This is a genomic window from Gracilibacillus timonensis (genome assembly GCF_900086715.1).
Lineage (GTDB): Bacteria > Bacillota > Bacilli > Bacillales > Amphibacillaceae > Gracilibacillus > Gracilibacillus timonensis.
Window position 1 is genome coordinate 410,545 of the sequence record NZ_FLKH01000011.1, and the last position, 13,005, is coordinate 423,549.

At 39.3% G+C, this 13,005-nt stretch carries 15 protein-coding genes; 12 read left to right on the plus strand and 3 right to left on the minus strand.

What is annotated here, in order from left to right; translation table 11 throughout:
- Position 1 precedes the first annotated feature (1 nt).
- The 5 genes from BN6556_RS09280 (at position 2) to BN6556_RS22065 (ending at position 4,795) form a co-directional block, all read left to right on the plus strand.
- On the plus strand, positions 2-820 hold the full coding sequence (locus tag BN6556_RS09280) for a carbohydrate ABC transporter permease (RefSeq protein WP_066190114.1): 819 nt from the start codon (positions 2-4) through the stop codon (positions 818-820).
- Between the two features lie 96 nt (positions 821-916).
- On the plus strand, positions 917-2,236 hold the full coding sequence (locus BN6556_RS09285) for a class-II fumarase/aspartase family protein (RefSeq protein WP_066190116.1): 1,320 nt from the start codon (positions 917-919) through the stop codon (positions 2,234-2,236).
- 18 nt (positions 2,237-2,254) lie between these two features.
- Entirely contained in the window at positions 2,255-3,937 is a 1,683-nt protein-coding gene (locus BN6556_RS09290) for a glycoside hydrolase family 13 protein (RefSeq protein ID WP_066190119.1), read from the plus strand.
- A 349-nt stretch (positions 3,938-4,286) separates the two neighbouring features.
- A complete protein-coding gene (locus BN6556_RS22295) occupies positions 4,287-4,445 on the plus strand; it encodes a hypothetical protein (RefSeq protein WP_162840595.1) in 159 nt (52 codons plus the stop codon).
- A gap of 209 nt (positions 4,446-4,654) precedes the next feature.
- Entirely contained in the window at positions 4,655-4,795 is a 141-nt protein-coding gene (locus tag BN6556_RS22065) for a hypothetical protein (protein ID WP_161485680.1), read from the plus strand.
- Between the two features lie 333 nt (positions 4,796-5,128).
- Here the strand turns inward: BN6556_RS22065 and BN6556_RS22745 are convergent, their stop codons facing one another.
- Together BN6556_RS22745 and BN6556_RS09295 are read right to left on the minus strand one after the other, a co-directional pair.
- The gene (locus BN6556_RS22745) at positions 5,129-5,233 is read right to left on the minus strand and encodes a DUF4269 domain-containing protein (protein ID WP_316245317.1); all 105 of its coding nucleotides are present in this window, start codon (positions 5,231-5,233) and stop codon (positions 5,129-5,131) included.
- A gap of 11 nt (positions 5,234-5,244) precedes the next feature.
- Positions 5,245-5,649 carry a DUF4269 domain-containing protein gene (locus BN6556_RS09295; RefSeq protein ID WP_316245318.1) on the minus strand — a complete coding sequence of 135 codons (405 nt, stop codon included), beginning with the start codon at positions 5,647-5,649 and terminating at the stop codon, positions 5,245-5,247.
- Positions 5,650-6,105: 456 nt separating this feature from the next.
- On the opposite strand from BN6556_RS09295, the gene BN6556_RS09300 reads away from it, so the two are divergent.
- The 4 genes from BN6556_RS09300 (at position 6,106) to BN6556_RS09315 (ending at position 9,338) form a co-directional block, all read left to right on the plus strand.
- Entirely contained in the window at positions 6,106-7,848 is a 1,743-nt protein-coding gene (locus BN6556_RS09300) for an ABC transporter ATP-binding protein (protein ID WP_161485681.1), read from the plus strand.
- A gap of 36 nt (positions 7,849-7,884) precedes the next feature.
- On the plus strand, positions 7,885-8,151 hold the full coding sequence (locus BN6556_RS09305) for a hypothetical protein (RefSeq protein WP_066190126.1): 267 nt from the start codon (positions 7,885-7,887) through the stop codon (positions 8,149-8,151).
- Positions 8,152-8,361: 210 nt separating this feature from the next.
- On the plus strand, positions 8,362-8,934 hold the full coding sequence (locus BN6556_RS09310) for a TetR/AcrR family transcriptional regulator (RefSeq protein ID WP_066190128.1): 573 nt from the start codon (positions 8,362-8,364) through the stop codon (positions 8,932-8,934).
- A 50-nt stretch (positions 8,935-8,984) separates the two neighbouring features.
- The gene (locus BN6556_RS09315; RefSeq protein ID WP_066190130.1) at positions 8,985-9,338 is read left to right on the plus strand and encodes a DUF4260 domain-containing protein; all 354 of its coding nucleotides are present in this window, start codon (positions 8,985-8,987) and stop codon (positions 9,336-9,338) included.
- 46 nt (positions 9,339-9,384) lie between these two features.
- Here BN6556_RS09315 and BN6556_RS09320 read toward each other — a convergent pair whose 3' ends face one another.
- The gene (locus BN6556_RS09320; RefSeq protein ID WP_148436713.1) at positions 9,385-9,846 is read right to left on the minus strand and encodes a hypothetical protein; all 462 of its coding nucleotides are present in this window, start codon (positions 9,844-9,846) and stop codon (positions 9,385-9,387) included.
- Between the two features lie 173 nt (positions 9,847-10,019).
- On the opposite strand from BN6556_RS09320, the gene BN6556_RS09325 reads away from it, so the two are divergent.
- From BN6556_RS09325 to BN6556_RS09335, 3 genes are all read left to right on the plus strand, one after another.
- Positions 10,020-10,688 carry a response regulator transcription factor gene (locus BN6556_RS09325; RefSeq protein WP_066190135.1) on the plus strand — a complete coding sequence of 223 codons (669 nt, stop codon included), beginning with the start codon at positions 10,020-10,022 and terminating at the stop codon, positions 10,686-10,688.
- Positions 10,685-12,040, plus strand: a complete 1,356-nt coding sequence (locus BN6556_RS09330) for a sensor histidine kinase (protein ID WP_066190138.1) — start codon at positions 10,685-10,687, stop codon at positions 12,038-12,040. Before BN6556_RS09325 ends, BN6556_RS09330 begins: the two co-directional genes overlap by 4 nt.
- Positions 12,041-12,121: 81 nt before the next feature.
- Complete coding sequence (locus BN6556_RS09335; RefSeq protein WP_066190142.1) at positions 12,122-12,976, plus strand: YitT family protein; 855 nt, start codon at positions 12,122-12,124, stop codon at positions 12,974-12,976.
- Positions 12,977-13,005: the final 29 nt, after the last annotated feature.

The following is a 13,005-nucleotide window of genomic DNA, read 5'->3' on the forward strand; positions in this document are numbered from 1 at the left end:
CATGATGGGAAAAACAAATTGGAAGGTAACCACTTTATTAATACTTGGTTCGATTTTTATCTTCTTTCCATTGTATTTAACGATAACCATCGCATTTAAAACACCCGAAGAAATGTCAGGCAACTTGTTAGCTTTGCCGCAATCTTGGTCGTTTGATAATTTTGCAACAGCGATTGAGATGACCAATTTCTTTCGTGCATTAGGAAACAGTTTGACCGTTACCGTAATTACCGTGGTGCTTGTGTTGTTAACACATTCCTTGGTCGCTTATGCGATTGCACGAAATATGCACAAGAAGTTTTATAAGTTTCTCTATTTCTATTTTATCAGTGCCATGTTTATTCCGTTTCCGATTATCATGTTACCGATTGTGAAACAAACCAGTATACTGGGGCTCGATAATTTGCTCGGATTGGCATTTCTTAATGTAGTAATGCAGCTTGCCTTCAACGTGTTTGTTTATGTTGGCTTTCTTAAGACAATACCAACGCAGCTAGAGGAAGCAGCAACCATCGATGGGGCAAGTACTTGGCAGACTTTCTGGAGAATCATTTTTCCGCTAATGAAACCGATGCATGCGACAGTCGCCATTCTGACAGCTTTATTTGCTTGGAATGACTTTATGCTTCCGTTGGTTATCTTAAGTGATACGAGTCAGCATACATTACCGTTAGTACAATATGCTTTCCAAGGGCAGTTCAGTACCGATTATAACTTGGCTTTTGCTTCATACTTGATGGCGATGCTGCCAATGATTATTGTCTATATCTTTGCGCAAAAATGGATTATCGGTGGTGTAATGAGGGGATCACTTAAATAAAGCATGAAGATTTTTAAAGCATCTTCCGCACTTTTATTTGGAAGTGCCAGCACCTATAATAGAAATAGATAGCTTACAAATGGAGGAAGATGTTAGATGGACATGACGGAACTATTTTCATTAGAAGCAAAACTACAACGTTATTTAGAGGTAGAAGCTGCCTTAGCTTCGACACAAGCTGAACTAAAACTTATTCCTGAGACCGCAGCACAAAAAATCAGGCAATCCGCTGATGTGTCGTTGCTGGATTTGGAGAAAATCAAAGACGGTCAAGAAAGAACCAGCCATTTTATGGTGCCAGTGATCGAGGAATTCGCTCGTGTGGTTGGCGATCCTGAGGGAGGTTATGTCCATTGGGGAGCCACCACGCAAAACATCGAACAAACTGGTGATGTATTAGGCATGAAATATGCTGTGCACCAATTAGTGAAGCAATTAGTTGCTGTTGCGGGAGACATGGCGCAGCTGGCAGACAAGCATGCCGATACGATCATGGCAGGCAGAACACATCAGCAGCAAGCCGTACCGATTACGTTTGGCTTTAAGGTGGCGACATGGATAGATCCTTTATTGCGGCATATGGAACGCTTGGAACAATTACAGCCAAGGTTATTTCAATCGATGACTGGTGGAGCAGTAGGGAATTTTGCCAGCTTAGGAGAGGTAGGACCTGCTGTTCAATCTGGTGTTGCCGAAAAATTGGGACTTTCACCGATGGCGGTGCCAGCTAGAAATATTGTTGATCATTTTACCGAATATGTACTGTTGCTAGGCATGGTATCATCGACTTTTGCTTCGATCGCTGAGGAGATTTCACGGTTAATGGCAAATGAGTTTGGCGAAGTCAGTGAGAGCTTACCAGCAGGAGATGTGGGAAGTTCAACGATGCCTCAGAAACGCAATGCTAAGCGTTGTATGGATATTGTCACAAAAGCAGCACAAGTAAGGGCGCTAGTACCTACATCATTGGAGGCGATGATCCAATCTCATGAAGTCGATGGTACACGTTCGGCAATGTTGAATCAGGCGATCGAGCAATCAACTATTTTATCAAGTGAGATTTATCAAGCCATGCATATAGTGCTTCAAGACTTGGAGGTTTATCCAAAGCGAATGAGAACCAATCTGGATCTTACCAAAGGGTTAATTAATGCAGAGGCGGTTATGATGGAACTGGCGGAAACGATGGGGCGTCAACATGCCCATGCGATTGTTCATGACGCGGCCCATCAAGTTGCTGCTAGTGAAGGCGAGCTCACTTTTTATCAAGTATTGCTGGCGAATTCACAAATTGACTATTACTTTAGCAAAGAGGAATTAAAGACATTGCTTGATCCAGCTACCCATACGGGTTTGAGTACACAATTAGCTAGAGAAGCAAGTAAACGTGCCAGCAGTATAGCGAATAATAAGTAAAAAATGGAGGAGATAGAGATGAAACAAGCATGGTGGAAAGAAAGCGTCGTGTATCAGATTTATCCTCGTAGTTTTAATGACAGCAACGGTGATGGCATTGGAGATATTCCCGGTATTACGGAAAAACTGGATTATCTCCAAGACTTAGGAGTGGACGTGATTTGGCTGTCCCCTGTCTACCAATCACCAAATGATGATAATGGTTATGATATTGCGGATTATCAAGCGATTATGGACGAATTTGGCACAATGGCCGATTGGGAAGAAATGTTGGCAGGGATTCATCAGCGAGATATGAAATTAATGATGGATCTAGTGGTTAATCATTCTTCTGATGAGCACCGCTGGTTTCAGGAAGCAAAGAAAGCAAAGGATAATCCATATCGAGATTATTATATCTGGCGTTCTGGCAAAGATGGTGGAGCACCGAACAATTGGGAATCCTTTTTTAGTGGTTCCACATGGGAATACGATGAAGCAAGCGAAGAATATTTTTTACACCTATTTAGTAAAAAACAGCCCGATCTGAACTGGGAAAATCCACGCCTTCGCGAAGAAATATACCAGATGATGCGCTGGTGGATGGATAAAGGGGTAGACGGCTTCCGCATGGACGTCATTAATCTGATTTCGAAGGTGCCAGGATTGCCAGATGGTGCTAAACCGGAGGGGCATAAGTATGGAGATGGTTCACCGTACTATATGAACGGTCCGCGTGTGCATGAATTTTTACATGAAATGAATCAAGAGGCCTTGTCTAAATATGATGTGATGACAGTTGGGGAAACACCGGGTGTTAATGTAGAAGAAGCCAAAAAATACACCAATCCAGAACGGGAAGAACTGCAAATGGTCTTTCAATTCGAACATATGGATCTCGATTCCGGTCCAGAAGGGAAATGGGATTTGCGTCCCTTGCAGTTACGTGACCTAAAGGACAGTATTTCAAAATGGCAAAATGGGCTTCATGGTGTTGGCTGGAATAGTCTCTACTTAAATAATCATGATCAGCCTCGCGTCGTTTCACGCTGGGGAGATGATCAGATATACCGCGTCGAATCCGCGAAGATGCTCGGAACCTTTTTGCATATGCTGCAAGGGACACCTTATATTTATCAAGGGGAAGAAATCGGGATGACCAATGTCCGCTTTGATTCGATTGACGACTATCAGGATATCGAAATCTTGAACATGTACAAGGATAAAGTAATCGAAGGGGATGCAGACCCTGATCAGGTGATGGAATCGATTTATGTTAAAGGGAGAGATAATGCTCGAACCCCTTTCCAGTGGGATGATTCCGCAAATGCTGGTTTTACAGATGGCACACCATGGCTGAAGGTGAACGGTAATTATCCAGAAATTAATGCCAAGCAAGCAGTCGACGATGAACAATCTATTTACCATTATTACCGTCAGTTGATCCAATTACGCAAGACGCACCCGATTATTGTTTATGGAGAGTATCAGCTGATTTTGGATGATCATGAGCAGATCTATGCTTATCTGCGTCATGATGAGGGGGAAAAACTGCTGGTAATCACCAACTTTAGTGATCAATCCGTTGATTTCCAATTACCAAGTGATGTGTCCTTTCAAGCAGAGGAGCTGCTGATTAGTAATTATGATCAGACAGCCGCTGATTCATTGCCAGCCTTTACATTAAAACCGTATGAGGCAAGGGTTTATAAAGGGGTTTAATGGAAACGGCAGGAGGTGGCGAGGCCATCTTCTGCCGTTTTATATTTAGCTTGATTCCCTTTTCTTGAGTATGGCGTTAAAGACAAAGAAAATAAGTAATGGGATAGCTAGTAGTATATTGACATCATAAGAAATCGAAGTGAAAGAGGGCAAAGCTAAACATAATATCATGATGATAGTAATGATCAATTTGAGAATAAGGAATTTTCCTGTATAATTTTGTCTCATCATTCATCTGTCCCTTTCTTTCTGGAGAGTAAATTGGACTGCCATTTGAGCATGAAGCTTATTCCCTTATACACATGATCATTTCATTGTGATATAATTTCCAGTACGAGATGATTAGCAATTGAACAGGGAGGGAGTAGTTCTGCTATTAACGCTTATCATTATTTTAATTGTACTTTTCTTATCCACCAGTATTATTGAAAAAAGGTTACAAACGATGGAAAAACAAAATAATCAAATAATCGATTTATTAAAAGAATGGAACGATAAGGATAGTTAAAACGGAAGGGAAGCTGGTATCTAACCCTTTTTATTCTTCTAAATGCATGGAACAACAACAGATTTAGTGTTTGGAAATTATGCCAACCCAAGAACTTGGCAAAAGCCTGCCTTTGTTTTCACCTCTTGTTTTTAATTTTTTATGTTAAAATATAATAGTACATAACGAATTTGTTAATGTACAGGCTTCCCTGGAGGGAGGTGAAACCGATGTCATCTCGCAAACAAAAAAAGAAACAGGAGCGACAATCAGATAGAGTAGCTACAGCGAACCACCTAACGATCATCGTTAGTGTTGTAGCAAACAGTATAAAAACTGTTTATTACTTTATCAAAACCTTGCTCTTATAATGTTTCCCACCTTCGTTATGAAGGTGGTCTTTTCTATAAAGAAAGAAAAAGAAGTTGGGAACCACTCCAACTTCTTTTTACCAATGTCATCTCGCAATTAATTTACACCTTTAGTTTAAGCTAATATTGTTTTTCTGTCAATAAAAGAAGAGGTACCTGCTTTTCATTACGGATAATATTCACCGCAATAGCAATGTCCTAGTTACAATAAAACTAAAATAAAGGTAGTCATATCTTGTCCTTATAATAGGAAAAATATTCTTTAAAAACAGGAAAAATCTTTGATGCAGCGTTTCCATTGCAGGATAACGGTATGGTGTATACGATAGTCAATCAACTATTGAAGATAATCCCTTCTGCTAACCCATATTCAATCAATGCCTGATAGGGATCGCCTGGTAATTCAAGGATTTGGCAAAAAGCTGGCTCGGTTTTCACCCCTTGTTCTTTTAGAGCGTTGGATGCTGATCAAGCAGATGTTTTTCAATCACCATATGGCGATATGCATGCTGTTGCTGAACGGGTTGCTGTTGGCCAAACAATTCAACATCAAACCCTTGATAACGAAAGTTTGCTTTGGTCACATATTTTCCACGAATAGGGGTTCCTTTGATGGTGAAAAATATTTGATCGCTATATAATGCCTTTATTTTTGCTGCGAAAAGGGGATGATCATGTACTTCCATGATGATATCAATGTCCGAACTAGCGATGTCAATGCCAATGGGAATTGTTCCGCATAAGGCTGGCTGATATTCCCGCAACGCCTCCAGCAATTGTAGCCGTTGAATGGCTTGGTGAGCCTGTTGTTGTCTGGTGTTGCCATTTTGTAAATAGTCTATTGCTTCGAACATGTGCATTTCTCCTCCTATTCGTTATAGCTTCATTATCAACAAAATCGTGAAGTTAAGCTATGCTTCTGCTTTATACTGTTTCTCCATCGCCTTTGTTATTGCCTCAAAATCAGCCTCTTCAAAAGCTAATGATTGGATTAAAACCAAAATGGACAATTAATTTTTAAAGCATGATACCTAAAGAAGTGAAAATATGGTAATATATAGATAGATGGTCATGTATTAGACGAAAATAAAGAGGCGGCAATGATTGAAAGATAGAAAAATGATCAATAATCTGTTAGCATCACTTCCTGCCTATATATCATCATTATGTTTCTCACCATGATTATACCAGTACCCCAAGCCAACAGTGAAAGATCACAACATTCATTATTAGAAAATGGCTCTAAGATGGACTATTTTTACAGAGTACAAATACAGTGATATCTGAGAAATGAAGGAGTGTGGATGGAAATGGAAAGTGTTCGCTCAGAACTATTTGCTTATGTTAAAAAGAAAAGGCTTACATATTTATTGCTCTTCATTTGCCTATTAACCGGTATATTCTTAGACTTGGCTTTGCCGTGGTTTATGATGAATATTACGGATTCCGCTTTAATTGGGAATACCGACAGATTTCGTTTTGTTTTAATTTTGGGGATTGTTTTATTGATACTTACCTTTTTTCAAAATTATTTTGATGTGTTAATCAAGAATTATATTGCCTCCTATATAAGAAATGATCTGCGTACTCGTTTATTTAATCACTACTTTAAGTTACCGATAACATTTTTTAATAAAACAAAATCTGGTCAGATTGCTTCCAAAATATTTAACGATGTTAATGTGGTAGGTGACTTAATGGGTAGTACCTTGATTAGTCTCATCCATGGTCCATTAGTTGCGATAGCTGCTTTTATTTTTCTATTAAATATTCAATGGCAGTTAGCTTTAATATGCGGACTCTTAGGCCCATTAATTATTTTGATTGGAAAAATCTTTGGTTCATCGATGAGAAAAGTGTCTGGCGAGTTACAAGAACAGGTCGCTCATAGTCAAAGTTTTGTACAGGAATCTGTACGTAATATTCCTTTTGTCCGAACCTACGTGTTAGGTGCAGCCATGTCCAGAAAATTTCAAGGTCTGGCTAAGACGATTTTTCGGCATGACCTGCAAAAAGGGAAAGCACAGGCTGCTTTACAAGGCTCTTCACAAGCAATAGGATTTTTAACCTTTTTAGTAGCTTTTGGGTTTGGTTCGTATTTCGTATTAGTTGGCGATATTACTGTTGGTGCACTCTTGGCATTTATCCAATTATTAAATCATGTCGTTTGGCCATTCTCGGGATTAGCGCAGGTGTGGGGGTTAACGCAAGAATCATTATCTGCCTGTGATCGAATATTCCGTGTGTTTCAAGAAAATAAACAATTTGAGGAATTTCCCGAAAAACATAAGGTTGCGAAGGAAGACAGCCGTATTACGATGAACCATGTTAGCTTCGCCTACGAAAAAGAAGACAAAAAAGTGTTAAAAGATATCACTTTAGAGGTGAAAAGCCATCAATTTATAGCTATTGCAGGACATAATGGATCAGGTAAGTCGACGATTTTTAAGTTACTATTAGGATTTTTCCCTTTTTCAGGCTCGATACAAATTAATCATCAAGTGATTGAGAAGATGTCATACGCCGAATTAATGAGTTATTTTTCTTTTGTTAGTCAAGATCACTATCTATTCTCTGATACCGTGTTAGAGAATATAAGATATGGTAAACCGGAGGCCAGTGAGGCTGAAATAGTAGATCTGATAGAAACACTAAAATTAGATGATCTCATCCATCATTTACCGCAAGGATTGGCTACGGAAGCGGGCGAAGGAGGTGTGAATTTATCAGGTGGACAGCGGCAGAAAGTATCGATTGCACGAGCTATTTTACGTGATGCGCCGATCCTTCTCTTTGATGAAGCGACTTCCGCATTAGACTATCAATCCGAAAAACAGATTCAAGCTATTTTACAGCAATTTAAACACGAAAAAACAATCTTGGTAATTGCACATAACGCCTCTACTATTAGACAGGCAGATTGCATTGTCGTTTTGGATCAAGGGGAAATACGATCGACGGGGACGCATGAGGAGTTAATACATACGAATAGGTATTATCAGGATTTATATAGAGAATATGAAACAGGGAATGAGCAACTTACCACTATTTAAAATGATATAAATGAGAATGACGGAGAGGTGAAGATAATGATCCATGTATTTTTTGCTTTCATAATAGGAGGGATATCCTCCATAACCATTACTTTTTCCAGTAAAAATCATCATTTGAATAATCGCGAGGTTTTGCTAAAGGCCATTGGCGCTCTTTTATGGGGGATGGTTTCAAGTATCCTATATATAGTCTTCTTTGGTAATATAAACGACTTAATTGGGATGCTCAAATCAAGTGTGATTGTGGGTATGATAGCAGGAATTATTTATAACACCCATTATAATTATGTTAAAAATAAATAAGGGGGAGATCTATATAAATGACTGGTGTATGATGGATTAATAATTTTCAATTAACCATAGCACTAATAGCCCATAAATCATCACTTCAATATATTAATAAATCTCGTTTTACTTTAATTTTTGCTGTGAAATTCCTACATATCTTGACAATCAAACAAGGTCAGGTTATGCTGTTAATTGAACAATGGTCAATTAAGAAGAGGTGTTTAGATGGCGGCGAGAAAAGCGGTGAACCAAGAGTTAACGAAGGAAATTATTCTGGAAACGGCACGCGATCTGTTCGTGTCAGAAGGATACCAGCATGTTACGATGAGAAAAATTGCAAGGTCGCTTGGCTATAGCCATGGCTCTTTGTATTATCATTTCAAAAATAAAGCGGAATTGTTTTACAGTCTGGTTGCCAAAGATTTTAACCTGCTTAATGAAACGTTGGATGATATTTTACAAGAAGATACACATGTAGAAAAGAAACTGAGCAGCATTTTGTTAGGCTATATTGAATTTGGTATCAAACACCCGGATCATTATCGGGTTATGTTTCTGATGCAAGAGGAAAGTTTGCAAAGTAAGCTGCAGCAGGAGCCAAATGTCACGTATGAAAAATTCGCTTCGGTTCTTCACGCATTATCCGGGAATCAAATGGATCCGAGGCTGATCTGGTCAATATTTTTATCCTTACATGGTTTTGTTGCTTATTATTGTGGTCTCCCAGAATTAACGTACGAAGATGTCAAAGGAATGGCAGAGCAACATGTTCAATTTTTGTTAAATGGTCTAAGATAAAATTTTTACGCATTAATTGACCAACGTTCAATAAAAGGTGGAGGTGTAGAATGAAAACGACAACGATTTTACGGGTAGAGGGGTTAGCGGTTTTAGCAGTAAGTGTTTATGTTTATTTTATTGTTCTGGAATTTCATTGGCTTGCATTTGTCCTTTTGTTGTTAGCACCTGATTTGTCTATGATTGGGTATATGAAAAATAATAAGATTGGTTCCATCATATATAACTTTTTTCATACCTACACGATACCAATGCTCTTGATTATCTTGAGTGTAGCGATTCATCACACGGTTTTGTTGTTGATTAGCTTGATTTGGGTTGCCCATATTGGGATGGATCGATTGTTTGGTTATGGGCTAAAATATCCGACAAAGTTTCAGGATACCCATTTAGAGCGCATCTAAAACATGAGAAGGGACTTTGGCTTTGTGCAAAGCTAAAATCCCCTTATCACAAGGAATCTTGGTCGATAACACGAAAATCATCGACCATACGATGAGAATCTTCTTCTGTGACAAGATCAAAGTAATAATTAGAATTTGGCACGGAGAAGCTTCCCTCCTTTGCATCGGAAGTCACGGTGAGCATGTAGTTTTGATCTTCTATAGGAACCTCAAATGTTGCACCAGTCGTATTATTTAATGCGATATTAGCCGTTAGTTTGCGAGGAACAAATCCACCTTCTCGCTCTTTAATGTCACCCACAAAAAAATTCTCCTTATTTTCAGCTAAAAAAAGCTGCTGATTATCGGTTGTATCGATCAGTACGAAGAAACCATTTATATGATATTGATTAAAAATATCATGAATGGCTGCTTGTTGCGTTTGATAGATCTGTTCGCTGCTTTCCTCTTTTGTACAACCACTTAAAAATAGGGTCCAAACGAGTAAAAACAAAATAGCCTTTTTCATATCGTCACCTACTTTTTTCCTTTTCATCAATGTTCCATTACCTTCATGATAACATAAACAATGATGCCAACATCGGTTTAAATTTCGTTTAAAAAAAGAGAAAGTCTATCGCTTTTTCCCTTTTTCTTGATATGATGACAGGGATGGAGTATGAGAAATGGAGGATGACATAGATGGCACAGATATTATATATTGAAGATGAACAGGAAATTGGCCGATGGGTGAGCGATGAATTAACAATAAGAGGTCATGAGGTATGTTGGCTGCTTTCAGGGGAAGGAATGGATGCCCATTTGCCTCATATGGATCTTGCCATTTTGGATATTATGTTGCCAGGATTAGACGGATTCTCCATCGGTAAGCGAATCAAAAATGTCAATGACGATATCCCGATTATTATGTTATCGGCACGTTCGACTGTAGAAGATAAAATCGAAGGATTAAGCTTTGCTGATGATTATCTGACCAAGCCTTTTTATCCGGAAGAATTGGCAGCCAGAGTGGAGGCGTTATTGCGTCGTTTTCAAAAGCAGCAGGATGTTCTAAAAATTGGTCATTTGGAAATCGATACGCAGTCTATGATGGTTATCGACACACATACAAAACAAGAGATCATCCTAACGGGCAAGCAATTTTATCTGTTTCAATATTTTATTCGTCATTTAAATCAAATATTAACGAAAGAACAGCTATATGAAGGGGTATGGAAAGAGCGATATATTGAAGGGGATAAGACATTAATGGTGCATATTCGTCATTTGCGCGAAAAATTGGAAGAGAATCCCGCCAAGCCAGTGATTATCGAGACCATACGTGGCATTGGCTATCGGGTGAAGCGATGAAACGATTTCTGCGATCCTTGTTTGCTAAGTATCTACTGTTTATTTTTATCGCCCTGTTTTTGGTGTATGCGGCGTATCTTGTGATTGTCTATTCTTTCCTTTTGCTAACGGAAGATGAAAAATTAGCCCAAGAGGAAAGCTTCGAGCAGTTGGAAGAGGAGTGGCATCAAGCAGCTAGCCAAGTGGAGGAGACTTCAGCGGAGAGCATCCAACAAATTTTTGCAGATTGGCAAAAGGAATACCCGGAGGCTGCTATGTTTTGGATTAATGGGGATGGTGTGCTGACAGCGGAGCATAATCTTAACGAAGATATCCCTTTAGAATGGGACGCTGGCTATACGGTCCGATTTATTAAAGATCATTATGACAACGACCCATTTACGGTGGTTGCGTTCTTGGGAGAAGGAGAGAGTGACGGTTTTGTTGTCTTTCAGCTGCCGCGTCAAGTTTTGCACTCACCCGCTCAAACGGTGACAGAGCGATATGGTTGGGCGAGTATCTTTCTGACATTTGGCGTAGTCATTCTCTTTTTGATCCTGTTCTTTTGGTTTTTCAGGGGCATAAGAAAGCGATTGGTGCAGTTGGAGGAAGCGATGGCCATTCGTGATACCGACGGCTTGCCCATTTTAATTGAAGTTAAAAAACAGGATGAGATCGGTGATTTAGAAAAATCCTTTAATCAGATGGTAAAAGAATTGCGCGAAAGCAAGCAGCGTGAACAAGAAGAAGAGCAGCTACGCAGAGAGTTGATTGCCAATTTATCGCATGATTTACGGACGCCATTAACCAAAATCAATGCCCAAGCCTTTACTTTGGAAAAACAGAACCTGCCAGCAGAAGCCCAGCGGTCGATACAATTAGTGGAGAAATCAATCCGCGATATTGATAAACTAATTGAAAACCTAATGTCTTATACCCTATTAATGGCGAGTAAATACCAGAAGGAAGTAGAAGAAGTAGATATTATTCGCCATGTGCGCCAATGCTTAGCGACGTGGTATTCGGTATTTGAGCGGAAAGGCTTTACCATCGATATGGAAATTGAGCCATTTTTACAAAAAAAGTGGGAGATAGATCCCCTTTGGTTTAGCCGCATTCTGGATAATCTATTACAAAATGTGCTGCGTCATGCCGGTGATGGTAAATATGTATCAGTGAGTACGGAGTCAACAGTGGCGTATGATGCCTTTGTTATCTCGGACAGAGGAAAAGGGATGCAGATGAATAGCAATCAGCAAGGAGCCGGTATTGGTTTGTCGATTGTTGATATGATGGTGAAAGGCATGGGGCTTGATTGGAAGATAGATTCAAGTGAACGAGGCACAACGATTAGGATTATTCAGTATCGCTGAATGACCGAATTCACGTATTGACAAAATCTCTTAACCTCTTAATAATAGAAAGAGTATTAAAACAGAGGGGAGGTCATGTGCATGAATAAATTCATCAAAGATTTAGTGATGGTTATTATTGGTTGTTTAGTCTATGCCCTTGCGTTGACACTGCTTGCGATACCAAACCAATTGGCAGAAGGTGGAGTGCCAGGTGCCTCGCTTATTTTACATTATGCTTTTGGCTGGTCTCCAGGGATAGTGACCTTTATATTAACCGCCATTGTGACGACGATTGGTTTCCGTTATTTACCGAAACGATCGATCTTTTTATCCATATTGACGGTTCCTTTGATTTCCTTTTTTATATATAGTACAGAGAATCTAGTTGGAAATTTGGGTGATCCTCTTATTTCCGCCATTTTCGCAGGGGTATTTATCGGTTTTGGTACAGGTCTTATTTTCCGGACGGGAAGTGCCATGGGAGGAACGAGTTTAATCGCCAGGATGTGTCAAGATAGGCTTGGCTGGGATTTAGTACGGACTAATTTTGTATTCGATATTGTGATTGTGCTTTCTGGCTTGCTTGTTATAGGTCCGCTAAATACGATGTATACGATTGTGGCCTTGTTTGTAGCTAAAAAAGTTACCGATATAGTGATGGAAGGGTTAGATCCACGGAAAGCAGTCAGTATTATTTCGGGAAGGGCGCCCCAGATTGCCGATGAAATCATTGCCCAAATGAACATTAGTGTGACGGTATTTAAAGGTTATGGTGGTTATCTAAAACAAGACGCCGATATGACCTATGTGATTATCAATAAGTACCAATTGATGCGTTTGAAAAAAATAATTTCTACTGTTGATAAGGACGCATTTGTTGTTATTCATGATGTGCGTGACGTATTAGGCGGCAGTTTTGCCTGGGACGATACGAAAAAAGGTGGAATAAAATAAATAATGAAGAAGCGAGTCTTTTTTGGAGG